The organism is Pseudomonas protegens CHA0 (genome assembly GCF_000397205.1).
Classification (GTDB): domain Bacteria; phylum Pseudomonadota; class Gammaproteobacteria; order Pseudomonadales; family Pseudomonadaceae; genus Aquipseudomonas; species Aquipseudomonas protegens.
On record NC_021237.1, the window covers coordinates 4826987 to 4852763 of the forward strand.

A 25777-nucleotide genomic window follows, 5' to 3' on the forward strand; every position below is an offset into this window, starting at 1 on the left:
CATGCCGGTGATCCAGTCCCAACTCGACCCCCACGGCCCGCAGTTCGCACAAAACCGCGCAGCCATGCTGGCGGGCCTGCAACAGTTGCAGGAACTGCAACAGAACCTGCTGGCCAAGGCCGCCGAAGCCAAGGCCAAGTTCGACCGGCGCGGCCAACTGCTGCCCCGCGAACGCCTCAACCTGCTGCTGGACCCGGGCGCGCCGTTTCTCGAGCTGGCCAGCCTGGCCGGCTACAAGCTGCACGACGACAAGGACGGTACCCAGGCCGGCGGCGGCCTGATTGCCGGCATCGGCTATGTGTGCGGCGTGCGCATGCTGGTGGTGGCCAACAACTGCGCGATCAAGGGCGGGACCATCTCCCCCAGCGGTCTGAAGAAATCCCTGCGCCTGCAACAGATCGCCATGGAGAACAAACTGCCAGTGGTGACCCTGGCGCAAAGCGGTGGCGCCAACCTCAACTACGCCGCGGAAATCTTCGTCGAAGGTGCACGCAGCTTCGCCAATCAGGCGCGGATGTCGGCCATGGGCCTGCCACAGATCACTGTGGTCCACGGCTCGGCCACCGCCGGCGGCGCCTACCAGCCCGGGCTCTCGGACTACGTGGTGGTGGTGCGTGGCGAGGCCAAGCTGTTTCTCGCCGGCCCGCCGCTGCTCAAGGCCGCCACCGGTGAAGTGGCCACCGATGAAGAACTGGGGGGCGCCGAGATGCACGCCCAGGTGGCCGGCACCGCCGAATACCTGGCGGAAAACGACGCCGACGGCATCCGCATCGTCCGCGAGATCGTCAGCCTGTTGCCGTGGAACACCCGACTGCCAGTGCAACCCGCCAGGACCTGGAACGAGCCGCTGTACCCCATCGACGAGTTGCTCGGGCTGATTCCCGACGATCCGAAGAAGCCCTACGACGCCCGGGAAATCATCGCCCGCCTGGCAGACGGCTCGCAGTTCCTGGAGTTCAAGGGCGAGTTCGATGCCCAGACCCTCTGCGGCCACTTGCAGATCCAGGGCCGGCCCTGCGGCTTTATCGGCAACAACGGCCCGATCACGCCCCAGGGCGCGAGCAAGGCCGCGCAATTCATCCAGCTCTGTGACCAGAGCCAGACCCCGCTGCTGTTCTTCCACAACACCACCGGCTTCATGGTGGGCACCGAATCCGAGCAGCAGGGGGTGATCAAGCACGGGGCGAAGATGATCCAGGCGGTGGCCAATGCCCGAGTGCCGAAGCTGACCATCGTGGTCGGTGGCTCCTACGGCGCCGGCAACTATGCGATGTGCGGCCGTGGCCTGGACCCGCGCTTCATCTTCGCCTGGCCCAACAGCCGCACCGCGGTGATGGGCGGCGCCCAGGCCGGCAAGGTGCTGCGCATCGTCACCGAGGCCAAGCATGCGAAGAACGGCCAGGAAGCCGACCCGAAGATGCTCGACATGCTGGAACAGGTCACCGCGCAGAAGCTCGACAGCCAGTCCACGGCGCTCTACGGCAGCGCCAACCTGTGGGACGACGGGCTGATCGACCCGCGCGATACCCGCACTCTGCTGGGCTACCTGCTGGACATCTGCCATGAGGCGCAGGTGCGCGAGCTGGCGCCCAACAGCTTTGGCGTGGCGCGGTTTTGATAGGACATTTCGCGGTCTGACCCCACTTGAGGAGAACAACAATGATCTTCACCCAGGAACACGAAGAACTGCGGCGCACAGTGCGCCAATTTGTAGACCGCGAGATCAACCCCCACGTCGAGGAATGGGAAAAGGCCGGGCGCTTTCCCATCCACGAGATTTTCCGCAAGGCCGGTGAACTGGGGCTGCTGGGCATCTCCAAGCCGGAAAAATTCGGCGGCATGGGCCTGGACTACAGCTACTCCATCGTCGCCGCCGAGGAGTTCGGCACCATCCATTGCGGTGGCATTCCCATGTCCATCGGCGTGCAGACCGACATGTGCACCCCCGCCCTGGCGCGCTTCGGCTCCGATAAACTGCGCGACGAGTTTCTGCGGCCGGCCATCACGGGCGAGCAGGTCGGCTGCATCGGCGTCTCCGAAGTCGGCGCCGGTTCCGATGTGGCCGGGCTCAAGACCCACGCCCGCAAGGACGGCGACGACTACGTGATCAACGGCAGCAAGATGTGGATCACCAACTCCCCCAGCGCCGACTTCATCTGCCTGCTGGCCAACACCTCGGACGACAAGCCCCACGTCAACAAGTCGCTGATCATGGTGCCGATGAACACCCCGGGCATCAGCCTCAGCTCGCATCTGGACAAGCTCGGCATGCGCAGCTCGGAAACCGCCCAGGTGTTCTTCGACAATGTGCGGGTGCCTCAACGCAACCGCATCGGCCACGAAGGCGCCGGTTTCATGATGCAGATGCTGCAGTTCCAGGAGGAACGGCTGTTCGGCGCGGCGAACATGATCAAGGGCCTGGAGTACTGCGTGGACAGCACCATCGAGTACTGCAAGGAGCGCAAGACCTTCGGCAGCCCGCTGATCGACAACCAGGTGATCCACTTCCGCCTGGCCGAGCTGTCCACCGAGATCGAATGCCTGCGGGCCCTGGTCTACCAGGCCACCGAACAGTATGTACGCGGCCAGGACGTGACCCGGCTGGCTTCCATGGCCAAGCTCAAGGCCGGGCGCCTGGGCCGCGAGGTCAGCGACAGTTGCCTGCAATACTGGGGCGGCATGGGCTTCATGTGGGACAACCCGGTGGCCCGGGCCTATCGCGATGTGCGCCTGGTGTCCATCGGCGGCGGTGCTGACGAGATCATGCTGGGGATCATCTGCAAGCTCATGGGCATCCTGCCGGGGAAAAAGAAATGAACCCGCTCCCTGCCTGCCAGACCCTGCTGCTGGAGCCGCGCAACGGCGTGCTGTTCATCAGCCTCAATCGCCCGCAAAACCGCAATGCCATGAGCCTGCAGATGGTCGCCGAACTGCGCACGGTGATGGCCGCGGTCCGTGACCGGCGCAGCATCCGTGCCCTGGTGCTGCGCGGCACCGGCGAGCACTTCTGTGCCGGTGGCGACCTCAAGGACATGGCCGGCGCCCGTGCCCATGGCAGCGCCGCCTACCGTGAACTGAACCGGGCCTTCGGCGCCCTGTTGGAAGAAGCGCAGCACCTGCCCCAGGTGCTGGTGTGTGTGCTGCAGGGCGCGGTGCTGGGGGGCGGTTTCGGCCTGGCCTGTGTCAGCGACATCGCCATCGCCGAGCACTCGGCCCAGTTCGGCATGCCGGAAACCAGCCTGGGCCTGCTGCCCGCGCAAATTGCCCCGTTCGTGGTGCAGCGCATCGGCCTGGCCCAGGCCCGGTGCCTGGCCCTGACCGCCGCCCGTTTCGATGGCGCCCAAGCCCAGCACCTGGGCCTGGTGCACTTTGTCGAGAACGATGCCAAGGCCCTGCAGGAACGCCTGGAGCAGCAGCTTTCCCTGGTGCTGCGCTGCGCCCCGGGGGCCAACGCGGCGACCAAGGCCTTGCTCCTGGCGAGCGTCGACCAACCGCAGGGGCCATTGCTGGACCAGGCCGCCAACGACTTCGCCAATGCAGTCCTGGGTGAGGAAGGGGTCGAGGGCACCCTGGCCTTCGTGCAGAAACGCAAACCGGCCTGGGCCAACTGAGCCCTTGTAGGAGCCGGCTTGCCGGCGAACGCCCCCCACCGATTCCCGGGAGCCTGTATGCCCAATTTCAACAAGATCCTGATCGCCAACCGTGGCGAAATCGCCTGCCGCATCCAGCGTACCGCCCAGGCCCTGGGCTATCGCACCGTGGCCGTGTTCAGCGATGCCGATGCCGAGGCCCTGCATGTGCAACTGGCTGACGAAGCGGTGCATATCGGCCCGTCCGCGATACAGCAGTCCTACCTCGACGGCGCCGCGCTGCTGGAAGCGGCACGGCGCACCGGTGCCGACGCCATTCACCCGGGCTACGGCTTTCTTTCGGAAAATGCCGAGTTCGCCGCCGCCTGTGAAAGCGCCGGCCTGGTGTTCATCGGCCCCAGCGCTGCCGCCATCGAGCTGATGGGCAGCAAGCGTCGCTCGAAGATCGCCATGCTCGAAGCCGGCGTGCCGTGCATCCAGGGCTATCAGGGGGCGGAACAGGACGACGCCACCTTGCAGCGCGAAGCCCAGCGCATCGGCTATCCGCTGATGATCAAGGCCAGCGCCGGCGGTGGCGGGCGTGGCATGCGCCTGGTACACCAGGCCGGCCAGTTGCTGGAACAGATCCGCACGGCCCGCTCCGAAGCCCTGCACGCCTTCGGCAGCGACGAACTGATCCTGGAGCAGGCGCTGATCGAGCCCCGGCACGTGGAAGTGCAGCTGTTCGGCGACCAGCATGGCCAGTTGATCTACCTGGGTGAGCGGGATTGCTCGATCCAGCGCCGCCATCAGAAGGTCATCGAAGAGGCGCCCTGCCCGGTCATGACCCCGGAGCTGCGCCAGGCCATGGGCGAGGCAGCGCTCAAGGCCGGGCGGGCGGTGAACTATGTGGGCGCCGGTACCGTGGAATTCCTCCTGGATGCGAGCGGGCAGTTCTATTTCCTGGAAATGAATACCCGGCTGCAGGTGGAGCACCCAGTCACCGAACTGGTAACGGGCCTGGACCTGGTGGCCCTGCAACTGCAAGTGGCGGCCGGCGAACCGCTGCCCCTGGGCCAGGAGCAGGTGCGCCTCGACGGCCACGCCATTGAAGTGCGGCTGTATGCCGAGGACCCGGCACAGAACTTCCTGCCGCAGACCGGCCAGATCCTGCGCTGGGAGCCGGCACCAGGGATCCGCACCGACCATGGCTTGCAGGAGGGCCAATGGATCAGCCCGTTCTACGACCCGATGCTGGGCAAGCTGATCGCCCACGGTGCTACCCGCGAAGAGGCGCGGCGCAAACTGCTGCGTGGCGTCGAGGATTGCGTGCTGCTGGGGCTGGAAAGCAACCGCCGGCTGCTGGCCAACCTGCTGCGCCACCCGGTGTTCGCCAGCGGCCACTTCAGCACCGCCTTCATTGCCGAGCATTTTGCCCAGGACCCGAGCCTGCAACCCCAGGAGCCCACTACCGAGGAACTGGCCATCGCCGCTGCGCTGTTCCACCACCACAGCGCCAGCGCCCATGGCCCGGCGCTCAATGCCTGGAGCAACAACGCCGGGGTGCCCCTGGACTACCGGCTCGGGGTGCAGGACCGACAATGGTCGCTGCACCTGAACGCACTGCCCTCGGGCGCTGTGCAGGTGCGCCAGGGCGATGGGCTGCTGGAGCTCAAGGTGCGCAGCGCCGATGGCCGGCGGGCCAGCCTGGAGATCAACGGCATTCGCCGCCCGTGCGCCTATCGGCTGGAGGGCGGGGAGCTGTGGCTGAGCAACGCCAAGGGCAGCCTGCACCTGGTGGATCGTACCCATGCCCCGGCCCAGGGCCAGAACACCGCCTCCAGCGGTACGCTCAAGGCGCCCATGGACGGGGCGATCGTCGATGTACTGGTCAGTGAGGGCATGCACGTAAGCAAGGGCCAATTGCTGCTGGTGCTGGAGGCGATGAAGATGGAGCACCCGCTCAAGGCCGGGATCGACGGGGTGATCACCCGGGTCCAGGTCAACCTCGGGGACCAGGTGAAAAACCGCCAGGTACTGGTGGAGGTGGAGTAGCCCGGGCACCTTCCAGCAGATCCAGGCAGACGGGGCATCGGTCGGGACGATGCCCCCTCGATGCGCTCAAGCAGCCGTCCCCCTAGGCGGATGCCTCGGCTTTGGCTACGCTCAAGCCTCTTCAGGATGTTTCAAGGCTGGAATTCGTGATGCCCCACTGGCTGGTAATAGATCTGGAAGCCACGACGGATGAAGGGGGCTGGCCGGTGAGCGAGATGGAAATCATTGAGATCGGCGCCACCCTGGTCAACCGTCAGGGCCGGGAACAGGACCACTTCCAGCGTTTCGTCCGCCCCTTGCGGCGCCCCATGCTGACGCCGTTCTGCCGCGAACTGACCCACATCACCCAGGCCAATATCGACAGCGCCGCGCCCCTGAGCGAGGTCTGGGGCCTGTTCGAGCGCTGGCTCGGCCAGCATCAGCCGCGCCTGGATGGCTGGGCCAGCTGGGGCGACTACGACCGCAAGCAGTTGCAGCTGGAATGGCACAACCAACAGCTGCACAGCCTGCTCAATGAGGTGCCGCACATGAACCTCAAGCAGCGCTTCGCCAAGGCCCGGCGCCTGGAGCGGCCCCTGGGGCTCAATGCAGCCCTGCAACTGGCCGGCATGCAGTTTACCGGCCAGCAGCATCGAGCCCTGGAAGATGCGCGCAATACAGCACGCTTATTACCGCTGATTCTTCCTTGACGGCGGCAGGTGACGGCCCTGAAGGCCTTGTGCATACTGGCCGCCCTTTTTGACCCTTTCTTGAGGAATCGCCCATGTTTAAAGTCAACGAGTACTTCGACGGCACCGTCAAGTCGATTGCCTTCGGCACGGCCGAAGGCCCAGCCACCATTGGCGTCATGGCCCCGGGCGAATACGAGTTCGGCACCGCACAACGGGAAATCATGCACGTGGTCTCCGGCGCCCTGACCGTGCGCCTGCCAGACAGCGCAGACTGGGAAACCTTCCCGGCCGGTAGCCAGTTCAACGTTCCGGCCAACAGCAAGTTCCAGCTCAAAGTCGCAGTGGACACCGCCTACCTGTGCGAATACCGCGGCTGATCGAGCATCGCGGCGTTACCCCGGAATAAAAAATGCCCGTCTCCCAGGAGACGGGCATTTTTCGAGGTGGCACCGGTTATTCGATGACCGTCACCGCCATCCCTACCTGCAAGCGACCGTTGCCATCATTGACCAGGTTCTGGCCGAACATCGCCCCATCGGCCTGGGCCCGGTACTTCTGCAAGGTGGCCAGAGGTTCGCGGTCGGCACTGCGCTCGCCGGTCTGCGGATCGATGGTGGTGAGAATGCAGCGCGAGCATGGCTTGACCACACGGAACTCGACATCGCCGATACGCACGCGTTTCCAGTCGTCCTCGGCAAAGGCCGCACTGCCCTCGACCACCAGGTTCGGTCGAAACCGCAGCATCTCCAGGGGCCGGCCCACGCGAGCGACCAGGTCATCCAGGGAGGCCTGGCCAATCAGCAGCAGGGGAAAACCATCGGCGAAGGCCACCTGGTCATCGTCCCTGCCATAACCGGCGGCGGTGCTCCGTGCCCGCTGCGCAGGAACCTGCACCAGGCGGCTGGGCTTGCCGATGAATTCGCTGACCCAGGCCGCGGCTTCGTCCCCCGCATCGGGAACCCGCAAGGTGTCCTGCCAGATGGTCACGCCGCGCAACGGTGCATCCGCACCCGGCAGCGCTACTTCAAGGGTGGAGTGGCCTGGGGCGCTCAGGGTCAGGCCACCCTGGTCATTCCACAAGGCCGACAGCTGACTCATCCGCGCTACGGCGCGCTGGGTCAGGAAACGCCCGCTGGCCTCATCCACCAGCATCCAGCGGCGATCCCCTTGCAGCCCGAGCTTGTCCAGGCCGATCTGTTGCAGGGTTTCGCCCCTGGCGGATTTCAACGGGTATCGGTAAAGCGCGCTAAGACGCATGTCCAGCTCCCTGTATGGGCAAAAGCGCTCACCCTATACCAGCATTTAGCCGAAACAAAGGAGCGCCGGCGCAGGGCCCGTGTCAGGCGTCGGCTTCGTCCAGCATCAGCCGTTGGCGGACCACGTCCACCAGCTTGTCCGGCTGGAACTTGGACAGGAAGTTGTCGCAACCGACCTTCTTCACCATCGATTCGTTGAAGCTGCCGGACAAGGACGTGTGCAGCACCACATAGAGCCCGCGCAAACGCGGATCGTTGCGGATCTCGGTGGTCAGGCGGTAGCCGTCCATCTCCGGCATTTCCGCATCGGTGAACACCATCAGCAGCTTGTCGGTCATCACCACGTCGGTGTCGGCCCAGGCCTTGAGCATGTTCAGGGCCTTGAGGCCATCACTGGCGATGTGCATCTTGACCCCGAGCTGGCCGAGGGTGTCGCGCAATTGCGAGAGGGCCACGTTGGAGTCGTCCACCAGCAGCACTTCGCGGCCACGGGCACGCTCCAACACCGGATCTTCCAGCTTGTCCCGGGAAACCTTGGCGTTGTAGGGCACGATTTCCGCCAGGACCTTTTCCACGTCGATGATTTCCACCAACTGGTCATCGACCTTGCTGATGGCGGTCAGGTAATGCTGGCGCCCGGCGCTGGTGGGCGGCGGCATGATGGCTTCCCAGTTCATGTTGACGATGCGGTCCACGCCACCGACCAGGAACGCCTGCACCGAGCGGTTGTACTCGGTAACGATGATGGTGCTGTTGGGGCCCGGGACCAGCGGGCGCATGCCAATGGCCTGGGACAGATCGATGACCGGCAGGGTCTGCCCGCGCAGATTGACCACCCCACAGACAAAGGGATGGCGCTGAGGCATCAGCGTCAGCTTCGGCAGTTGCAGCACTTCCTGGACCTTGAACACGTTGATCGCGAACAGTTGCCGGCCGGCCAGGCGGAACATGAGGATTTCCAGGCGATTCTCACCCACCAGTTGCGTGCGTTGATCTACCGTGTCGAGAATGCCGGCCATTAATGACTCCTGGGCTTGTTCTGATGAATTCACTAAAGACAGATATCGGCCGGGTCTGCCGTATCTTGACCCGCATGCAAATTGCCACACAAAGCCGTTGATGTCACATTAACATCATGCTTTACTGGCGCGGTCAATTCAGCACCACCCTCTGCGCCGGCCAGACCTCTATTTCGGTGCAAGGTTCCCGTGCCTAGGGGAATCCCCTATCAACAATCAGGACCAGCCTGATATTCGCGATATCCAATAGCCATTAATGTGACGCCATTCTCATTGCATGAACGGAGTCAGGCTTTTGTTTTTGATCGCAGAAAGGTGGCTTGGCCCCCTTTCAAGCCCCACTACCCTCGCTCATCCTGCCCCAGCGCGCTTGCGCCGCCTTGCTGTGGCCGGCATGCGCGCACGGACCGGGTTCGAGGCCACTCGACTCGCTCGGCAGGCTGCGACCGCAGGCAAGCATTCAGCTATAACGTCAATCCAGCTGCACCTATCGCGTCCAACTTGCAAACCGTTCAGCCAACGCCCTATCAAGCCATCGGACACGCAGTCATGGAGATAAGCATGCTAAAGGACGGCCACGAGTGCGCCACACCGCTGCCCGAGTTCCTGCTTGAAGCCCAGGCCCTGCTGGCCAGATCGGAAGACTGCCTGAGCCACCTGCACCTGATCAGAAACGATGAAGAAGCCATCAACTGCCTGCTCGCCAGCCTGCTGAGCCTGGCCCAGGCCGCGGCCCGCCACGCAGTCAGCCCGCTGGCCGAATTCTCCCTGCATATTCATGGCGTGCTCAAGCGCACCCCCCATCCCCTGGACCTCAACGATCCGATCCTCGACGCCTTGAAGAGCTGCCTGACGCTGATGGCCTGGCAACTGGAACTGATCGACCCACGCAACGGCCAGCTCAATCTGGACGACAGCGAACAAGTCATGCTGATCGAAGAACTGACAGAGCAAGTGGGACAAAACTGTAACTGCACATATCCATCTTGCAGCCACTGAAGTTGTATTTATCCGGCGGGGCAGCGGATAAAACTCTCGCCAATCACCGCCCTACTGCACAACATCGACAAAATATCGGGCCAACTGCCAAGCACCCGGTCGTTATTGATTAATTCATACCCAAGAGCGACATCAATCACTCCATAAAGCCAACTAGCAAGGTCACCGGGACTTGCTGTTCAACGCGCTGTGCATGCGGGCAAACCCGCTCCCCAGCACACTTTGCGCGATGTTCGGGCGCACGTGGCGCCAATGGTACCGACGTACCGCTACCCTCCAGTTCCTGACTCTGAAGTCCTATATGACTGAGCGTATAAACGCGACCGACGGTATCTTCGGTGGTATTATGCGGCGCATAAACGGACACAGTTAATGGCACATTGATTCCAATGGCGGCAGTTACTACTCAGCCTGTACAACACGAACAGACAGCGTTGATTGAAACCGGGTATTCAAAGAGCACCGTTTCCCAAACAAGCCTCGTCATCCATACTTGACCGGGCTCTTCGCAGCGAACATCCATTGGCTCCATCCGCTATGTACGCCAGCCTCAAGTCATTCTTCTCTTGGCCCCCCTCCCGTGATCACCTGCGCTGGCTCAGCCTGTTGCTGTGCTCCTGCTCGACCCTGGCCAGTGTGCTGGTCTACTGGCTGGGCCGGCCTCTGCCTCTGGGGTTGCTGGTCATCAACGTGGCGGCGCTGGCCTGCATCTGGATGCAATACGGTTATTCGCGCAAATCCATCCGCTTCCAGCCCCAGGAACTCGCCGAGCGCCTGCTGGAGGTCAAGGAAAACGAACGGCACCGTCTGAGCCGAGAACTGCATGACGACATCGGCCAACTGCTGACCGCCGCCAAGCTGCAGACCGACTGGCTCAAGCGCCGCCTGCCGGACGAGCTGCAAGAACATTGCGCGGTGCTGGGCACCACCCTGGAAGAGACCCTGGCCAAGGTGCGGGACGTCTCCGCCATCCTCAACCCGCGGCAACTGGCCAGCCTCGGGCTGGAAGCCAGCCTGCGCGCCCACCTGCTCAAGACCCTGGAAAACACCTCGGTGCACTGGAGTCTGGAGTGCCACCAGCGCCTGGCGGGCATTCCCGAGGAAATGGCCGTCGCAGCGTTTCGCATCACCCAGGAAGCAGTGACCAACATCCTGCGCCACGCCCAGGCGAAAAACCTGCTGGTACGCCTGCAACGACTGCCCGAAGGCCTGTCGCTGTTCATCAGCGATGATGGCCAGGGTTTCGCCCCGGCCAGCGACCCGGGCGCGCAGGGCCAGCGGGGCATGGCCGGAATGCAGGAACGAATCAGTCAGTTGGGCGGCCTGTTGAAGGTCACCAGCGAGGCCGACCAAGGCACACAGATCGAAGCACTCTTTCCCTGGGCCCCTCGCACTCTGGAGCGGGCCAGCACGAATAAGGTTTTACATTGACCTGTAATTTACTCTTGGTGGATGACCACTCGCTCATCAGGGCTGGCGTGCGTGCCCTGGTCATGGACATTCCCGGATACGCGGTGATCGGTGAAGCGGATGACGGCTCGTTCCTGCTGGAAATGGTCGAAAGGCTGCATCCGGACATCATCCTGCTGGACCTGTCGATGAAACACACCGGCGGCCTCGACGCCCTGCGCCGGCTCAAGGCGCTCCACCCGCAGAGCAAGGTGCTGATCCTGTCGATGCACACCGACCCGGCCCTGATCATGCAGGCCCTGGAATGCGGCGCCCACGGCTACCTGCTCAAGGACACCACCGCCACAGAACTCGAGCACGCCCTCCAGGCCCTGCGCAACAATGAACGCTACCTGAGCCCGGCCATCGCCCACACGGTGATCAACCAGGCCCTGACCCGGGCTCAGAAGCAACCTCCGCCACCGGAGCAGAACCACAACCTGACGGCCCGCCAGCTGGAAATCCTGCGGCTGATCGTGCGCGGCAAATCCACCCGGGAGATCGCCCTGGGCCTGGGCCTGAGCATCAAGACCGTGGAAACCCACCGCTCGCAGATCATGAAGCGCCTGCAGATCTTCGACGTTGCCGGGCTGGTGCTGTTCGCCGTGCGCGAACGCATCATCAGCCTCGACGACTGACTCAGCGGGCGCCTCCCAGCAGCGGCGAATCCTCGGGCAGATGCACCCGCAACGCGCCAGCACGGGCGGTGAAACGCAAGGTATCGCCCTGCAGCGGCTCGCCGTCGAGGTTGATGTCCAGGCCTCGGGACGCCTTGATCTCGACCCAGGGCAGGCGTGCCCGGACAAACAGATTGTCGATCCCCAACCCGCCCGCCAGCAGGTTCTTCAGCGTGCCGACCAGTTCCTGGGGCGCCGGCAGGATGCTGATATCCAGCAAGCCGTCATCGGCCAGGGCCCCCGGGCACAACTCGTGCCCGCCGCCCGCTTGACGGCCGTTGCCGATGCCCAGGGCCAGAAGTTCGCCATGCCAGTGGAAACCCGGCCCCTGCAACTCGCCATAGGCCGCGCTCAGCTCGGCAAAACGTGACAGACCGGTGAACAGGTAGGCCGCGCCCCCCAGGACCTTCTTCAAATCCTCCGAGGTGTTGGCGGTGACCTGGCTGCCAAAGCCGCCCGTGGCCATGTTGAGGAACATCTGCCCGCCGACCTCCCCCAGGTCGATCGCCCGCGCCGGCACATCCAGCAGGTCCAGGGCCGCGGCCGGGGTCAGCGGCACGCCGGCAGCCCGGGCAAAGTCGTTGGCCGTGCCCAGCGGCAACAGCACCAGGCTGGCCGGGGCGTCGGCATTGGCCAGGGCTTCGGCGATGTCCCGCAGGGTACCGTCGCCACCGCCGGCAATCAGCCGGGTATGGCCGGCAGCCAACGCCTCCTGCACCAGGCGCTGGGCATCCCCCGCCTCCCAGGTCAGGCGCACCTGCAAGTCCCAGCCGGCGGCGCGCCGGGCCTCGACGGCCGCGCGCACCTCCTCGTTGAGGGCCTGTTTGCCGTGCAGTATCAACAATGCCTTGCGCTCACTCATCAGCCCTGACTCCGGTTATGGATTCCATGAAGGATGTTGACCCTGCCGCCCGCAGAAAAAGTCTGTCGTCGGAATTTATTTTTTTGCCGGAAGCAGTCTGGCCATGGCCCCCCGGCAATCCGGCAGCTTAGCCGCAGGGAGGCAGGGATTCGTCCGGCACGGTCCGGCTTTCAATTAGCGGGTCGTTGTTTCATGAGCTTTACTGACCCCTGTCGTTTAGATGAGGAAGTGCAGGTCATCACCTTGACCGGCGCCGGGGGCCCCACCTGAATACGCAGAGGGCACGGTTTTCCCACTTGAATGCCGACCACGCCTGGGGATGAAGGGACGTGGCTTTTTTCGGTGCCGGGACCAGACGATGGGAAGTCGCAAACATTGCGAACTTCCTCGCGATCTCTCCAGTCAACCGGTGTGCCTTAGGTCGAGGGAATTGATCTTATGCGGTTGCAACCTGTAGACAGCCTGTTACTGACTCGCCCCAGCATGGTCGAGTACTTCCTGTTCGGCATCCGTGTGGTTCATGGGCTGACTGCAATCCTTCCCGGGCTGCTGCTGATCCTGCTGTCCAACAACAGCCAGGAAGCCTTGAAAAGCGACCTGACCCTGCTGGTGTTCTTCGCCCTCATCAGCGTGCTGATCTTCCAGGCCCTGGGGGTGTACGCCGAATCCATCTTCAGCAACCAGCTGCGCTTTCAGCTGACCCTCTTCGCCTGGGCCTCGTCCTTTTGCGTGCTGCTGTTCATGCATCACTCGATGCAGATGTTCAACACCATCGACAACCCCGAGCTGTTCGGCTGGTTTGCCGGCAGCTTCGTGCTGTTCGGCATCGAGCGCCTGGTGCTGCTGACCCTGTTCCAGCAGTTGATGCAGCGCGGCGTGTTCCTGCAGAACGCGGTGATTCTCGGCGCCACGGAAAACGGCCAGCGCCTGGCCGAATACCTGGCCCAGCATCAGGACATCCGCTCCGGAGTGACCGGTTTCATCGACGACCGCATCGGCCGCCTGCCCAAGACCCTGTGCAACCTGCCGCTGCTGGGCAACTCCAGCGACCTGGAACGGCTGATCCGCGAGGAAAAGGTTACCCAGGTCCTGGTGGCGCTGCCCTGGTCGGCGGAAAACCGCATGGCCTATGTCATCCGCGAGCTGCGAAGGCTGCCGGTGAACGTGCTGCTGGTGCCCGACATGGTGGCCTTCCGGCACGCCCACAACCGCATCACCGAAGTCGCCAACCTGCCGATGTTCAACGCCTCCGAAGTGCCGTTGCGGGGCTGGTCGCCGTTCTTCAAGCGCCTGGAAGACATGGTGCTGTCGAGCATCGCCCTGGTGCTGCTGTCGCCGGTGATGCTGCTGGTGGCACTGGCGATCAAGCTGGACTCCAGCGGCCCGGTGCTGTTCAAGCAGAAGCGCTACGGCTACAACAACCGGCTGATCGAGGTCTACAAGTTCCGCTCGATGCACCAGCACATGGCCGACGCCCATGCCGAAAAGCAGACCACCCGGGGCGACCCGCGCATCACCCGGGTCGGGCGCTTCATTCGCAAGACCAGCCTCGATGAACTACCCCAGCTGTTCAATGTGTTCGGCGGCAGCATGTCCATGGTCGGGCCGCGCCCCCATGCCACCGCGACCAAGGCCGCCGGCATTCTCTTCGAAGAGGCGGTCAAGGAGTACACCTCGCGCCACCGGGTCAAGCCGGGGATCACCGGCCTGGCGCAGATCAACGGCTATCGGGGCGAAACCGATACCCTGGAAAAAATCGAGAAACGTGTCGAGTTCGACCTGGAATACATTGAAAACTGGTCGGTCTGGTTCGACCTGTACATCCTCTTCCGCACTGTTCCGTCCGTGATCATGACCCGCGAGGCCTTCTGAATGAGCACACTCATTCCCTGCATCATTGCTGGCGGCGCCGGCACCCGCCTGTGGCCGGTATCCCGCGAGGCGATGCCCAAGCCCTTCATGCGCCTGCCAGACGGCGAAAGCCTGCTGCAGAAAACCTTCGTGCGCGCCACCGCGCTCAAGGACGTCGGCCGCCTGTTGACGGTGACCAACCGCGAAGTGTTCTTTCGCACCCTCGACGACTATCGCCTGCTGAACAAGGCCAGGGTGGAGCTGGACTTCATCCTTGAGCCGTTCGGGCGCAACACCGCACCGGCCATCGCTGCCGCCGCCCTGCACGTGAGCCGCCTGTATGGCGATGATGCACAGCTGCTGGTGCTGCCCGCCGACCACCTGATCAAGGATGTGCAGGCTTTCGCCAACGCCGTGGACAGCGCCCGGCAATTGGCCGAGCAAGGCTGGCTGGTGACCTTCGGCCTGGTGCCCACCCACGCCGAGACCGGCTTTGGCTATATCGAGAAAGGCCAGGGCCTGAACAAGGACAGCTTCCAGGTCAGCCGCTTCGTCGAAAAACCCGACGCCGCCACCGCCCAGCGTTATGTCGATGGCGGCCTGCACCTGTGGAACGGCGGGATGTTCTGCATGCGTGCCGACGTGATCCTGCAGGAACTGCGCGAGTTCGTGCCCGAGGTGGTCAGCGCCGTCGAACACTGCCTGGAGCAGAGCCACCGCAAGGAGGGCAAGCACGAACTGCAAGTGGAGCTGGACGGCGACAGCTTTGCCCAGGCCCCGGACATCTCCATCGACTACGCGGTGATGGAGCGCTCGAAGAAAGTCGCCGTGGTGCCCTGCCAGCTGGGCTGGAGCGACATCGGCTCCTGGCAGGCAGTGCGCGAGCTGACCCCGGCGGACGAACATGGCAACCAGTGCAACGGCGAGACCGTGCTGCACGATGTCAGCAACTGCTATATCGACTCGCGCAAGCGCCTGGTGGGCGGGGTCGGGCTGAACAACCTGATCATCATCGACACTCCGGACGCCCTGCTGGTGGCCGACGGCAACCGCAGCCAGGACGTCAGGCTGATCGCCCAGGAACTCAAGCGCCTGGGCCACGACGCCTACAAGCTGCACCGCACCGTGACCCGTCCCTGGGGCACCTATACCGTGCTCGAGGAAGGGCCGCGCTTCAAGATCAAACGCATCATGGTCAAGCCCAATGCCTCGCTGTCGCTGCAGATGCACCACCACCGCAGCGAACACTGGATCGTGGTCAGCGGCATGGCCCGGGTCACCAATGGCGAGGACGAATTCCTGCTCAATACCAACGAGTCCACCTTCATCAAGCCCGGCCGCACTCACCGCCTGGTCAATCCCGGGGTGATCGACCTGGTGATGATCGAAGTACAGAGCGGGGAGTACCTCGGCGAAGACGACATTGTGCGCTTCAACGACATTTACGGGCGGGCTCCCGCCGAAGCCGCCAAGACCTGAACTGACGCTCCAAGCAGCAATCTGGCCCGACAGGGAGTTGTGACTATGCACGCCAGGAAGACCGCTCGATGAAAAGACTCCTGCTGATTTCCAGTGTTCTCATGCTCTGCGCCTGCTCCATTCCGGCAAAGGTGGAACTGCCGCCCAGCCAGGACCTGGAGGCCGCCCATCGAGCCGGTGATGCCCTGGCCGGCCAACCGTTGCCGCCCCAGCGGATTCGCCCGGGGGACACCCTGCGCATCGTCCGCAACACTGGTGAGGCGCCATCGATCTCGGCATTCACCGCCAACTCGATCTACGAACTGACGCTGTTCACCGTGCTCAACGATGGCACCTTCGCCTACCCCTATGCCGGGCAGGTCAAGGCCGCGGGGCTGACTCCGCAGCAACTGACCCAGGTCCTGGAAAACAAGCTGAAGAACATCTACCAGGACTCGGCACTGACCGTGAACATCAACCAGGCACCGGGCAACACCGTGTTCGTCGGCGGCTCGGTACGCAACCCGGCGTCCCTGCCGGTGACCGTGACCACCACCCTGGAGCAGGCCATAGTCGGCGCCGGGGGCCTCTTGAACGTGGGCGACAGCCGCAATATCGCCCTGCTGCGCGAGGGCGAGGACGGCCGCTACAAGACCTATTTCTTCGACTACCGCAAATTCATGATCGCCGGCAACGCCGGCGCCGCCCCGGTGCTGCTGCAACGCGGCGACGTGGTGTTCGTGCCCAAGTCCAGCGTCGGCAACGGCATCGAGTGGGTGGATGTGTACCTCAACCAGTTGATTCCGTTCACCAAGTCGATCGGCATCGGGGCGAGTTACGAAATCAATCGCCAGTCGGCCAACTGATCGCCAAGGACAGCACTCATGATCAATATCCGTTCCTTTCGCGATCTGCTGCGGTTGTTCTTCATCTTCAAGCGCGAGGTCAAGATCACCGTCCTGGTGACCTTCGTCATCATCCTGCTGGGCGCCTTCCTGCTGCCCAATCGCTTCGAGTCCACCGCCCTGCTGCTGGTCAAGCCGGGGCGCGACACCAGCACCCTGCCGATCGAGATCGCCGATCGCCAGGCTGTGGTGATTCCCAGCGCCCAGCGTGATCCGATCATCGATGAGGAGCGCATCCTCGGCGGCGAGCCCATCGCCCGCAAAGTGGCGGAAAAGTACCTCGACGACCTGTCCCGCCAGCCCCAGCCAAGTGGTGCCCTGGCCACCCTCAAGAACGCCGTGAAGGGCGCGGTGGAAGGCATCGTCGACCTGCTGCGCGGGGCCCTGCAACTGGTGGGCCTGGTGGAGAAGCAGACCCCGGTGGAACGCCTGACCGAACGCATGTTGAAAAGCTTCAGCGTGACCCACGCCGCAGGCTCCTCGGTGATGGAAGTGAGCTTTACCTGGAACGACCCCAAAGTGGCCCAGACAGTGGTCAAGAGCTGGATCGAGCAGTACCAGCAGGAACGCGCGCAAACCCTCGGGCGCAAAAGCCTGTACGCCTTCTATGAAACCGAAAGTGGCGCCACCAACCAGCGCATCCTCGGCTACAAGAAGCAGATCGCCGACTACCTGAACCAACTGGGGGCGGTGAGCATCGAGGAGCGCCTGAACGATATCTCGCGCAACCTCAACAACCTCAAGGGCGAACACCTCAATACCACCCGAGCAGTGGCGTCCACTCGCAGCGGCCTGGAGACCATCCAGAAGCAGCTCAACAGCATGAAGAAAGAAATCAGCATCGGCCGCCAGATGAGCCTCAACCCGGACCGCCAGGACCTGCAGCAGCGGATCAACGCCAAGCAGATCGAGCGTCAGGAAATGCTCCGCACCTTCAGGGAAGGCGCCCCTCCGGTTCGCGCCATGGATGCGGCAATCGCCAACCTGCAAGCCTTGCTGAAATCGGAAAGCGGCACTGTGCAACGCAGCGAAAACCTGGCCCCGAACCCGGTCTATACCCGCCTGCAGAACAGCTTCGCCGACCAGCAGGCCAGCCTCAGCCGCCTGCAGACCCAGGCCGCCCAGCAGGAAACCCAGTTGCTCAAGCTCGAACAGGAACGGCGCCAGGCGCTGGCCGTGGAACCTGAACTGGCACGCCTGCAACGGGAACTGAGCGCGGCGGAGAAAAGCTTCGCGCTGTACAGCGACAGCACCGAGAAAGCCCGCATCGACCGCGAGCTGGACCAGAGCCAGATCAGCAACATCGCGGTGATCGAAGAAGCCACCTTCAAACCCAGCCGGGTCTTTCCCAAGAGCCTGAGCATGCTGCTCGCCGCCATCCCCCTGAGCCTGGCGGTGGGCCTGCTGGCGCTGTACTTCTTCTATCTGCTGGACCAGCGCATCCATGACGGCGACCAGATCGAGGAGCGCTTCGGGGTCAAGGTCTGGACCAGCCTGCAGGACCTCGACAGCCACCTGCCGCAACGCAACAGCGCCTTCACCGCCAGCCTCTACCGCCTGTACGGCATCCTGCCCCTCAAGCAGGTGGCGCTGCAGGGGCTGGTGATCGGCCTGACCTCGGCACGCCGCGGCGAAGGCGTGAGCTTCGTCACCGCGCACCTGCGCGACCTGCTCCAGGAGCGCGGGCACGTGGTGCGGGTCAATGGCGCACCCAACGCGGTGCCCGGCGAAATCGTCCTGCTGGAAGCCTCGGGCTTCTTCTCCAACCAGGAAGCCTTCGTCAGCCTGCGCGAGGCCGACCTGATCGCCCTGATCGTCGAAGCCGAAACCACCACGGTGCCCGTGCTGCAAAACGCCCTGTCGATTCTCACCACCGCCTTCAAGCGGGTCGACGGCATCATCATCAACCGCCGGCGCTTCGGCATCCCGGAGAACGTGCTGAACTTCCTGGCGCGGATCAGGAGCCCCCACTGATGCACATTGCCCTGCTGGCACCCATGCCTCCCGAGCAGAACGGCATTGCCGACTACGCCGCGCACCTGCGCGCCGCGCTGGAAGGCCTGGGGCTGAAAGTCAGCACGCCCCTGGCCGGGCTGGGCAACGACCCGCAACGCGCCATCGAGCGGGTGGCGCACAGTGACTGGCAGGGGATCGACCTGGTGCACGCCGAGCTGGGCGGTGGCCGGCTGGCGGAGTTTCATGCCCTCAAGGCGTTGCGCGAGCGTTTCCCCAGCCTGCCGCTGAGCGCCACGGTGCACGACCCCGAACGCCTGGTCTGGCGCCGGGCCAGCCTGCCCTGGCCGCTGTCCCTGGCCACGCGGCTGCCCTCACCGCTGCCACAGATCGCCACGGTACTGACCGACCCCTTGTGCCTGCACGAAGAAAAGCAGCTGGCCCGCAGCCTCACCCGGCTGATCACCCTGACCCACGCCGGCGGCGCCTGCCTGCGCCAGCGCATGGGGTTGCGTGCGGAGCAGATGGTGGTGATCCCCCACGGCAACCTGGCCATCCCCGCCCGGCCGCTGCCGCCGCTGAGCCCGTTGAGGCTGCTGTATTTCGGCTTCATCTACCGCGGCAAGGGCATCGAGGATCTGCTGGATGCACTGGCCATGGCCTTCGCCCAGCAACCGGCAATGCGCGAGCGCATGCGCCTGACCCTGGCCGGGGGCAGTGAACCGGAAATGGCCTTCGGTAGCGCCGGCAGCTACCTCGACCAGTTGCGCCAGCACATCCAGCGCCTGAACCTGCAGGACAGCATCGACTGGCAACTGGACCTGCCGGCCACGGACATTCCCAAGGTGATCCAGGCCCACCACGTGATGGTCCTGCCCTACCGCGAGTCGAGCAAGCTCAAGCTCCTGGGCACGCTGCGGGGGACCAGCGGCGCCCTGTCCTGGGCGGTGGCCTGCGGTCGCGGCGCCATCACCTCCGACGCCCGCTCCTTCGCCGAAGAGGTGGCCCAGGACAACGGCGTGATCTTTCCCCAGGGCAACGTCGCCGCCCTGGCCGCCGAACTCAGCCACTTGTGCGCCAGCCCGGAACGGGTGGAGCGCTGGGCCGAGCACGCCGCGGTGATCGGCTCCCGGCGGGTCTGGAGCCATACCGCCGAGCGCTTTGCCCGGGTGTTCAGCGATGCCTGTGGAGGCCCGGCCCATGCCTATGCGACGTAGCTCGGCGATTGCCCTGCTGGTGCTCGCCTGCCTGTCCTGGAACGCCCTGGCGGATACCACCCTGCGCGCGCCGCGAGCGGTGGTGTGGAAGGATTTTCTCGGGGTCAACGCGCAGTTCCAGTACTTCACCCCCGGCGTCTACCAGAAGCAAATGGACCGGCTCGATGCCCTGGGCCTGAGCTGGGTCCGCCTGGCCATTCACTGGGCCATGATCGAACCCAGCGAGAATGACCTGCAGCTGGACACCCTGGACGCCGCGATGAACGCCATGCAGGGTCGCCAGTACCGGGTCCTGGCCTACATGGTGGGTTCGGCGCCCTTCGCCGCCAACGTGCCCAGCGGCTCGCCCCCTTCCGACCAGTACCCGCCCAAGGACTTCAACGTCTTCGCCCAGCGCATGAAAATGCTCGCCCAGCGTTATCCCCAGGTGAACACCTGGCAGGTGTGGAACGAACCCAACATCGTCTGGCTGCCCAAGGAAGACCCCGACGCCTACGACCAGTTGCTCACGACCACCACCAGCGCCATTCGCGCGGCGATTCCCGACAAGCCTGTAGCGACCGCGGGCATGGCCTACTATAGCCAGATGCGCAGCACCCCGGGGCTGATGCTCGAAGACCTGCTGCAACAGGGCCTGGGCACGGAAAACCTGATTGCCGCCTACCACCCCTATTCCGAGCTCCCGGAAGGCGACGATGCCGCGGCCCAGGATTTCCTCGTACGCGGCAACTTCCTCAACAACGCGCTGCACAGCCAGGGCGTGCAACAGGTCTGGGCCACCGAGTGGGGCTGGTCGAGCTACACCAGCGGAGCCCGGGAAATGCAGGCGATGATCGGCGTCAACGGCCAGGCCGACTACACCCTGCGCCGCCTGGCCCTGATGGCGGCCATGGACTACCAGCGGATCTTCCTGTTCAACCTCAGCGACCTGGATGCCCGCGCCAGCAACCGCGACCAGTCCTACGGGCTGGTGGACCTGGCCGGCGAACCCAAGCTGGTCTACAACGCCCTCAAGTATTTTCTCGACACCACCGGGCCGAGCCTGGCCCCGGCTGATCCCCCCGGCCTGAGCAACGCCCCGAGCGACTTGTACAGCATCGCCTGGACCCGGCCCGACGGCTCCCACGTCTGGATGTTCTGGAGCGCCAGCGGCGCCAGCCTGCAGGTTCCCGGGCTCAACGCGGCCACGCTGCATGATCCGCTGACCGGCACCCGCACCGAGCTGAGCGGGCAAGCGGGCCTGAGCGTGCCGTTGAAAACCAGCCTGCAACTGTTGGTGTGGTGAGCATGAAAATCCTCTGGACCCTGCCCTACCTGCCCTGGCCCGCCACCAGCGGCGGCAAGACCCGGCAATACCACCTGCTGCGGGCCCTGGCCGCCCGCGGGCACCGCATCACCTTGCTGGTGCAATCGAAAACCCCGTTGGACGACGCCACCCGCGCGGCCCTGGAGCCCTGGCTGGAACGCCTGATCGTGCTGCCGCGGCGGCCGTTGCGCAGCCTCAAGACCCTGTTCTCGGTGCTGTTCGCGCCCTACCCCATGCTGGCCGACGTCAACGGTTTGGCCGCGCCGCTGCAACAGCGTTTTCGCGAGCTGTTGGAGGAACCCTGGGACGTGATCCAGATCGAGCACAGCTACAGCTTCCAGCCCTTCGAACAGCCGCTCAAGCAATTGCAGCGCCCGTTCATCCTCACCGAACACAACGTCGAGTCGGCCCTCGGTGCCGCCAGCTACGACCGCCTGCCGGCCTGGTCGAAACCCTTTACCCGTTACGACCAATGGCGCTACCGGCGCTGGGAACGCCGGGTGTTCCAGCAGGCGGCCCGGGTCATCGCGGTGACCGAACAGGACGCCCTGACCCTGGCCCGGCTGAGTGGCAAACCGGCCGCGGTGGTGGTCAACGGCGTGGACTGCGGGCACTACGCCGCGGTGCAACCGGACCTTGGCAGCCAGCGCCTGCTGTTTATCGGCAACTACGAATACAGCCCCAACCTGGATGCGGTGCAATGGGCCCTGGAAGAGATACTGCCGCGCCTGTGGGCCATCAACCCCGAGGTGCACTTCGCCATCTGCGGCTACGCCCTGCCGGACAGTTTCCGCCAGCGCTGGACCGACCCGCGCATCGAGTGGCAGGGTTTTGTCCCCGACCTGCGGGACCTGCAACGGCGCTCCGCGCTGTTCTTCGCCCCGCTGCGCCAGGGCGGCGGCTCCAAGCTCAAGGTCCTGGAGGCCATGGCCGCCGGCCTGCCGGTAGTTACCACGGCCCAGGGCAGCTCCGGGCTGCAGGTAGAGAACGGCCAGCATTACCTGGGCAGCGAAGACCCCGGGGCCCTGGCGCAGATTCTCGCCCAGGCCCTGGCCGACCCCGAGCGCCTGCAACGCATCGGCGCCGCCGGGCGCGACTACGTGCTGGCCCACCATGACTGGAGCGCCGCCGCGGCCCAGCTGGAAGCGGTCTATCACCAACTCCCCTCTGACAAAGAAGAAGTGTCCGTATGCGCATAGGTCTGGATTACCGCCCCGCCGCAGGCTACAGCAACAGTGGTATCGGCCGGCAGAACCTGGCACTGGAAGACGCCCTGCGTGCCAATCCGCAGGTCAGCCTGCAATTGTTCGGCGTTGCCCCGGAAGACCATCCGCTGCGCCGCCGGGTGCATTGCCCCAGGTGGGGCGCACCACTGCAGGGTGTGCATCGCCTGCCGAACCGGCTGCGCTTCGAGGGCGGTTTTCTGCCCGAGGCCCTGCGTGAGGCCGAGGTGGAGCTGTACATCTGCAACTTCAACATGGGCCTGCCCCTGGGCAGGAAACCTAAGAACCTGCGCTATGTATTGCAACTGCATGACCTGTTCCAACTGACCCTGACCAACAGCCATGGCTCACGGCTCAAGGAGCGGGTCTATGGCCTCACCGACAAGCTCTCCATCGGCCACTCGGTGAAGCAAGCGGACCGCATCTGGACACCTTCGCAGTACACCGCCGACGAACTGGTGAAGCTCTTTCCCCAGGCCCGGGACAAGGTCCGGGTACTGCCCAACCTGGTTACCGGTTTCCAGGGCGAACCCGCCGACATCCGCGACCTGCAACTGCCCGAGCGCTATTGGCTGGCGGTGGGCACCCGCGAGCCGCGCAAGAACATTCCCTGGTTCGTCGCCGCCTGGCAGGCCGCACGCCAGCAATCCCCGGATGTACCGGAACTGGTGCTGATCGGCGCACCGGAACACCTGCCCAGCGAGCTGCGCGCCGTGCATGGCCTGCACTTTCTCAGCGACCTCAGCGACAGCCAGTTGCATGGGGTGTACCGCAAGGCCCAGCGCCTGTGGCAGCCCTCCTACGCCGAGGGCTTCGGCCTGCCGGTGATCGAGGCCCTGAGTGTCGGCACTCCGGTGGCGGTGGCCAGCGGCTCGGCCCTGGACGAGATCACCCCGGCGGGCAGCCCGCGCTTCTCGCCCACCGACAGCGCCGCGCTGAGCCAGTTGATGGTGCAACTGGCCAGCGCCCCGCCGGAAGACCCCGCCCCCCTCAAGGCCTGGGCGGCCGGCTACGCCGAGGATGCCTATCGCCAGCGCTTCAATGAATTGCTCGAGGAGCTCAAGTAATGCCCATCGCCCTGCCGCTGGCGCTGATCTTCGGCCTGGTTTTCGGCGTGCTGATCTGGTTGCTGCCAGCGCTCAAGGTGCTGGTGCTGATGGTCGGCATCGCAGCGGCGGTGACCGTGGTCCGCCAGCCCATGCGCGGGCTGCTGCTGTTCGCGGTACTGGCGACCTTCCTGCCCTATTCGACGGTGCAGATCGGCCTGCGCACCACCGTCTCCGAAGCCCTGCTGCTGTTGGTCTGGGCCAGCATCCTGGCCCAGGGGCTGTTCTCCAACCTGCCCCGGCCGCCCAGGCTGCTGCGTACAGAGAAGCTGCTGCTGGCCCTGATGGCCTTCAGTGCCCTGCCCTTCATCATCGGCCAGGTGACGGTGAACGCCGATGGCAATGGCCCGGTGAACTGGGTCCGCTGGTTGCTCAACCTCTCGGCGCTGTTTCTGGTGCGGCGCCTGTTGCAGCAAGCCAAGGCCCGGGAGCAACTGGTCTGTGGCCTGTTGCTGGGGACCCTGCTGCTCCTGCTGCTGTCGATCCCGGTGTTTCTGAAGAACGGCAGCGCCACGGCCATGACCCCGATCCTCGAAAAGCTCGGCTACGGCGGCATCGCGGTACTGGGCGACAGCCTCAGCGCCCTGGCCAATCGCATGGGCTCGCCGTGGATGCACCCCAACGTCACCGGCGGCGCCATGGCCCTGCTGCTGCCCCTGGCCTTCTGTTTCGGCCTGACCCGCAGCGGCTGGCAGCGTAACCTCGGCCTGGCGGTGGCCTTGCTGGGGGCCGCCGGGCTGCTGCTCTCCGGTTCTCGCGGAGCCCTGCTCAGCCTGCTGATCGTGCTGATCTGGATGGCCCGCCAGCGGGTGCCCTACACCGGGCGCATGCTGATGGGTGGCTTCGTTCTCGGGGCCTTGCTGCTGATGTCCTATCCGCCCTTGCAGGACCGCCTGCTGACCCTGTTCACCTCCAACGATGCCAGCACCAGCGTGCGGGTCGACGAGTACTCGCATTTCCCCGCCGCCATGGCGATGTTCCCCTTCGGCATCGGCTTCAAGGTCGACCCACCCGTGCCCGGCACCGGCCTGTGGGGGATTTCCAACCTGTGGCTGAACTACATCTACAAGATCGGCGTGCCCGGCATGCTGCTGTTCGTCGCGGTGATCTGGAGCTGGTGGCGGGAAACCCGGGTTCCCGGGGTGGCCATCCAGTTGAATCGGGACAACGCCCTCTGGCTGGGCAGCGGGGCCGGCCTCAGCGCCGCACTGATCAGCGGCCTGTTCGACCATTACTTCAGCTTCACCCAGGTGTTGATCGCCCTGTTCTGGCTGCTGCTGGGCCTGAACCTGCATGAAGCCAGACGCCTGCGACTCAAGGCCGGCGCTGCGGCGCCCAGGGTTACTCCAGACTCCCCACCCTCAGGAATCCAGCCATGAAACATCGCCTCTTCCACTCGCAGAACCTGAAACAGGCCTTGCCTGACTATGCGCAGAAAATGGGGGTGAGCCTTGCAGAACTGGAGGCGGCCTATCAGTGGATGCTGGAGAACGATGTCGTGTTCGAGCAACCGCTCAAGGGCAACGTGCTGACCTACATCAGCTACCTGAACATCGAATCGAAGATCGAGCCGCCCCTGCCCCGGCGCTTCTACAAACTGCTGGGCCGCGAACTCAAGGGGGCGCTGATTCCCATGTACGGAATCAACTGGCCGACCCTGCGCGACCGCATGCTGCGGGTCTGGGAGCAGATCTACAACATCCTCATCTGCAAGATCCCCAGCCACACCCTGCGCCTGTTCTGGCTGCGCCTTGGCGGCGCGAAGATCGGCAAAGGCTCCACGGTGTGGCGCAATACCGAGGTGCTGGGTGTCGACAGCCTGCGCATCGGCCAGGACAGTACCGTGGCCTGGCACTGCCAGTTGGACGCCCGGGGCGGGCTGATCATTGGCGACCATGTGACCATCGCCTCCCATGTGCTGATCATCGCCGGTGGCCACGACCTCAAGGAGCCGGAATTCTGGGCGGTAGGCGGGCCGATCTACATCCATGACTACGCCTGGATCGCCAGCCGCGCCCTGCTGTCGTTTGGCGCCGAGATCGGCGAAGGCGCGGTGGTCGGCGGGCAGACCGTGGTGTCCAAGCCGGTACCGCCCTACGCCATCGTCAGCGGGCCGGACGCGGCGATCAAGGGCGAGCGCTGCCGCAACCTCAACTACAAAGTGGGCGGCAAAGGCCTGTTCACTTTGTTCCACTAAGCCC

At 64.6% G+C, this 25777-nt stretch carries 22 protein-coding genes; 19 read left to right on the plus strand and 3 right to left on the minus strand.

Features of this window, described 5'->3' with window-relative positions; genetic code table 11:
• Window position 1: 1 nt before the first annotated feature.
• The 6 genes from atuC to ppnP all read left to right on the plus strand — a co-directional run bounded on the left by atuC (window position 2) and on the right by ppnP (window position 6672).
• The gene (gene atuC, locus PFLCHA0_RS21295) at window positions 2-1618 is read left to right on the plus strand and encodes a geranyl-CoA carboxylase subunit beta (RefSeq protein ID WP_011062471.1); all 1617 of its coding nucleotides are present in this window, start codon (window positions 2-4) and stop codon (window positions 1616-1618) included.
• 41 nt (window positions 1619-1659) lie between these two features.
• Window positions 1660-2817: a citronellyl-CoA dehydrogenase gene (atuD, locus tag PFLCHA0_RS21300; protein WP_015636496.1), complete on the plus strand. Its 1158-nt coding sequence runs from the start codon at window positions 1660-1662 to the stop codon at window positions 2815-2817.
• Window positions 2814-3611 carry an enoyl-CoA hydratase/isomerase family protein gene (locus PFLCHA0_RS21305; protein WP_015636497.1) on the plus strand — a complete coding sequence of 266 codons (798 nt, stop codon included), beginning with the start codon at window positions 2814-2816 and terminating at the stop codon, window positions 3609-3611. The genes atuD and PFLCHA0_RS21305 overlap by 4 nt, the downstream gene beginning before the upstream one ends.
• Window positions 3612-3668: 57 nt before the next feature.
• Window positions 3669-5624 carry an acetyl/propionyl/methylcrotonyl-CoA carboxylase subunit alpha gene (locus tag PFLCHA0_RS21310; RefSeq protein WP_015636498.1) on the plus strand — a complete coding sequence of 652 codons (1956 nt, stop codon included), beginning with the start codon at window positions 3669-3671 and terminating at the stop codon, window positions 5622-5624.
• Window positions 5625-5773: 149 nt separating this feature from the next.
• Window positions 5774-6313: a 3'-5' exonuclease gene (locus PFLCHA0_RS21315; protein WP_015636499.1), complete on the plus strand. Its 540-nt coding sequence runs from the start codon at window positions 5774-5776 to the stop codon at window positions 6311-6313.
• A 74-nt stretch (window positions 6314-6387) separates the two neighbouring features.
• Window positions 6388-6672 carry a pyrimidine/purine nucleoside phosphorylase gene (ppnP, locus tag PFLCHA0_RS21320; protein ID WP_011062476.1) on the plus strand — a complete coding sequence of 95 codons (285 nt, stop codon included), beginning with the start codon at window positions 6388-6390 and terminating at the stop codon, window positions 6670-6672.
• 76 nt (window positions 6673-6748) lie between these two features.
• On the opposite strand, the gene PFLCHA0_RS21325 is transcribed toward ppnP, so the two are convergent.
• Window positions 6749-7552: an MOSC domain-containing protein gene (locus PFLCHA0_RS21325; RefSeq protein WP_011062477.1), complete on the minus strand. Its 804-nt coding sequence runs from the start codon at window positions 7550-7552 to the stop codon at window positions 6749-6751.
• An 82-nt stretch (window positions 7553-7634) separates the two neighbouring features.
• Complete coding sequence (locus tag PFLCHA0_RS21330; RefSeq protein ID WP_011062478.1) at window positions 7635-8570, minus strand: chemotaxis protein CheV; 936 nt, start codon at window positions 8568-8570, stop codon at window positions 7635-7637.
• Window positions 8571-9131: 561 nt separating this feature from the next.
• Here PFLCHA0_RS21330 and PFLCHA0_RS21335 point away from each other — a divergent pair.
• The 3 genes from PFLCHA0_RS21335 to PFLCHA0_RS21345 all read left to right on the plus strand — a co-directional run bounded on the left by PFLCHA0_RS21335 (window position 9132) and on the right by PFLCHA0_RS21345 (window position 11656).
• Window positions 9132-9569, plus strand: coding sequence for a hypothetical protein (locus tag PFLCHA0_RS21335; protein ID WP_015636500.1), 438 nt, complete (start codon window positions 9132-9134; stop codon window positions 9567-9569).
• Window positions 9570-10106: 537 nt separating this feature from the next.
• Window positions 10107-11000 (plus strand): sensor histidine kinase, encoded by an 894-nt coding sequence (locus PFLCHA0_RS21340; protein WP_011062480.1) that lies wholly within the window; start codon window positions 10107-10109, stop codon window positions 10998-11000.
• On the plus strand, window positions 10997-11656 hold the full coding sequence (locus PFLCHA0_RS21345) for a response regulator (protein ID WP_011062481.1): 660 nt from the start codon (window positions 10997-10999) through the stop codon (window positions 11654-11656). The genes PFLCHA0_RS21340 and PFLCHA0_RS21345 overlap by 4 nt, the downstream gene beginning before the upstream one ends.
• A gap of 1 nt (window position 11657) precedes the next feature.
• On the opposite strand, the gene yegS is transcribed toward PFLCHA0_RS21345, so the two are convergent.
• Complete coding sequence (gene yegS, locus PFLCHA0_RS21350; protein WP_015636501.1) at window positions 11658-12557, minus strand: lipid kinase YegS; 900 nt, start codon at window positions 12555-12557, stop codon at window positions 11658-11660.
• 438 nt (window positions 12558-12995) lie between these two features.
• Between yegS and PFLCHA0_RS21355 the strand changes: the two genes are divergently transcribed.
• From PFLCHA0_RS21355 to PFLCHA0_RS21400, 10 genes are all read left to right on the plus strand, one after another.
• Window positions 12996-14429 (plus strand): undecaprenyl-phosphate glucose phosphotransferase, encoded by a 1434-nt coding sequence (locus PFLCHA0_RS21355; protein WP_015636502.1) that lies wholly within the window; start codon window positions 12996-12998, stop codon window positions 14427-14429.
• The gene (locus PFLCHA0_RS21360; RefSeq protein ID WP_015636503.1) at window positions 14430-15887 is read left to right on the plus strand and encodes a mannose-1-phosphate guanylyltransferase/mannose-6-phosphate isomerase; all 1458 of its coding nucleotides are present in this window, start codon (window positions 14430-14432) and stop codon (window positions 15885-15887) included. It abuts the gene before it with no gap.
• Between the two features lie 68 nt (window positions 15888-15955).
• Window positions 15956-16732, plus strand: a complete 777-nt coding sequence (locus PFLCHA0_RS21365) for a polysaccharide biosynthesis/export family protein (protein WP_015636504.1) — start codon at window positions 15956-15958, stop codon at window positions 16730-16732.
• A gap of 18 nt (window positions 16733-16750) precedes the next feature.
• A complete protein-coding gene (locus PFLCHA0_RS21370; protein ID WP_015636505.1) occupies window positions 16751-18745 on the plus strand; it encodes an exopolysaccharide biosynthesis protein in 1995 nt (664 codons plus the stop codon).
• Complete coding sequence (locus tag PFLCHA0_RS21375; protein WP_011062487.1) at window positions 18745-19941, plus strand: glycosyltransferase; 1197 nt, start codon at window positions 18745-18747, stop codon at window positions 19939-19941. The genes PFLCHA0_RS21370 and PFLCHA0_RS21375 overlap by 1 nt, the downstream gene beginning before the upstream one ends.
• Window positions 19931-21226 carry a cellulase family glycosylhydrolase gene (locus PFLCHA0_RS21380; RefSeq protein ID WP_015636506.1) on the plus strand — a complete coding sequence of 432 codons (1296 nt, stop codon included), beginning with the start codon at window positions 19931-19933 and terminating at the stop codon, window positions 21224-21226. Before PFLCHA0_RS21375 ends, PFLCHA0_RS21380 begins: the two co-directional genes overlap by 11 nt.
• 2 nt (window positions 21227-21228) lie before the next feature.
• Window positions 21229-22446 (plus strand): glycosyltransferase family 4 protein, encoded by a 1218-nt coding sequence (locus tag PFLCHA0_RS21385; RefSeq protein ID WP_015636507.1) that lies wholly within the window; start codon window positions 21229-21231, stop codon window positions 22444-22446.
• Entirely contained in the window at window positions 22437-23537 is a 1101-nt protein-coding gene (locus tag PFLCHA0_RS21390) for a glycosyltransferase family 4 protein (protein ID WP_015636508.1), read from the plus strand. Before PFLCHA0_RS21385 ends, PFLCHA0_RS21390 begins: the two co-directional genes overlap by 10 nt.
• Window positions 23537-24955 carry an O-antigen ligase family protein gene (locus PFLCHA0_RS21395; protein ID WP_015636509.1) on the plus strand — a complete coding sequence of 473 codons (1419 nt, stop codon included), beginning with the start codon at window positions 23537-23539 and terminating at the stop codon, window positions 24953-24955. Before PFLCHA0_RS21390 ends, PFLCHA0_RS21395 begins: the two co-directional genes overlap by 1 nt.
• Complete coding sequence (locus PFLCHA0_RS21400) at window positions 24952-25773, plus strand: acyltransferase (protein ID WP_015636510.1); 822 nt, start codon at window positions 24952-24954, stop codon at window positions 25771-25773. The genes PFLCHA0_RS21395 and PFLCHA0_RS21400 overlap by 4 nt, the downstream gene beginning before the upstream one ends.
• The last annotated feature ends 4 nt before the right edge of the window (window positions 25774-25777 follow it).

Coding starts and splice junctions, on each gene's coding strand:
- PFLCHA0_RS21360 (WP_015636503.1), top strand. CDS start 14,430: ATGAGCACACTCATTCCCTGCATCATTGCTGGCGGCGCCGGCACCCGC.
- PFLCHA0_RS21325 (WP_011062477.1), bottom strand. CDS start 7,552: ATGCGTCTTAGCGCGCTTTACCGATACCCGTTGAAATCCGCCAGGGGC.
- PFLCHA0_RS21340 (WP_011062480.1), top strand. CDS start 10,107: ATGTACGCCAGCCTCAAGTCATTCTTCTCTTGGCCCCCCTCCCGTGAT.
- PFLCHA0_RS21355 (WP_015636502.1), top strand. CDS start 12,996: ATGCGGTTGCAACCTGTAGACAGCCTGTTACTGACTCGCCCCAGCATG.
- PFLCHA0_RS21395 (WP_015636509.1), top strand. CDS start 23,537: ATGCCCATCGCCCTGCCGCTGGCGCTGATCTTCGGCCTGGTTTTCGGC.
- ppnP (WP_011062476.1), top strand. CDS start 6,388: ATGTTTAAAGTCAACGAGTACTTCGACGGCACCGTCAAGTCGATTGCC.
- PFLCHA0_RS21365 (WP_015636504.1), top strand. CDS start 15,956: ATGAAAAGACTCCTGCTGATTTCCAGTGTTCTCATGCTCTGCGCCTGC.
- yegS (WP_015636501.1), bottom strand. CDS start 12,557: ATGAGTGAGCGCAAGGCATTGTTGATACTGCACGGCAAACAGGCCCTC.
- atuD (WP_015636496.1), top strand. CDS start 1,660: ATGATCTTCACCCAGGAACACGAAGAACTGCGGCGCACAGTGCGCCAA.
- atuC (WP_011062471.1), top strand. CDS start 2: ATGCCGGTGATCCAGTCCCAACTCGACCCCCACGGCCCGCAGTTCGCA.
- PFLCHA0_RS21370 (WP_015636505.1), top strand. CDS start 16,751: ATGATCAATATCCGTTCCTTTCGCGATCTGCTGCGGTTGTTCTTCATC.
- PFLCHA0_RS21375 (WP_011062487.1), top strand. CDS start 18,745: ATGCACATTGCCCTGCTGGCACCCATGCCTCCCGAGCAGAACGGCATT.
- PFLCHA0_RS21315 (WP_015636499.1), top strand. CDS start 5,774: ATGCCCCACTGGCTGGTAATAGATCTGGAAGCCACGACGGATGAAGGG.
- PFLCHA0_RS21390 (WP_015636508.1), top strand. CDS start 22,437: ATGCGCATAGGTCTGGATTACCGCCCCGCCGCAGGCTACAGCAACAGT.
- PFLCHA0_RS21330 (WP_011062478.1), bottom strand. CDS start 8,570: ATGGCCGGCATTCTCGACACGGTAGATCAACGCACGCAACTGGTGGGT.
- PFLCHA0_RS21335 (WP_015636500.1), top strand. CDS start 9,132: ATGCTAAAGGACGGCCACGAGTGCGCCACACCGCTGCCCGAGTTCCTG.
- PFLCHA0_RS21310 (WP_015636498.1), top strand. CDS start 3,669: ATGCCCAATTTCAACAAGATCCTGATCGCCAACCGTGGCGAAATCGCC.
- PFLCHA0_RS21400 (WP_015636510.1), top strand. CDS start 24,952: ATGAAACATCGCCTCTTCCACTCGCAGAACCTGAAACAGGCCTTGCCT.
- PFLCHA0_RS21380 (WP_015636506.1), top strand. CDS start 19,931: ATGCGACGTAGCTCGGCGATTGCCCTGCTGGTGCTCGCCTGCCTGTCC.
- PFLCHA0_RS21305 (WP_015636497.1), top strand. CDS start 2,814: ATGAACCCGCTCCCTGCCTGCCAGACCCTGCTGCTGGAGCCGCGCAAC.
- PFLCHA0_RS21385 (WP_015636507.1), top strand. CDS start 21,229: ATGAAAATCCTCTGGACCCTGCCCTACCTGCCCTGGCCCGCCACCAGC.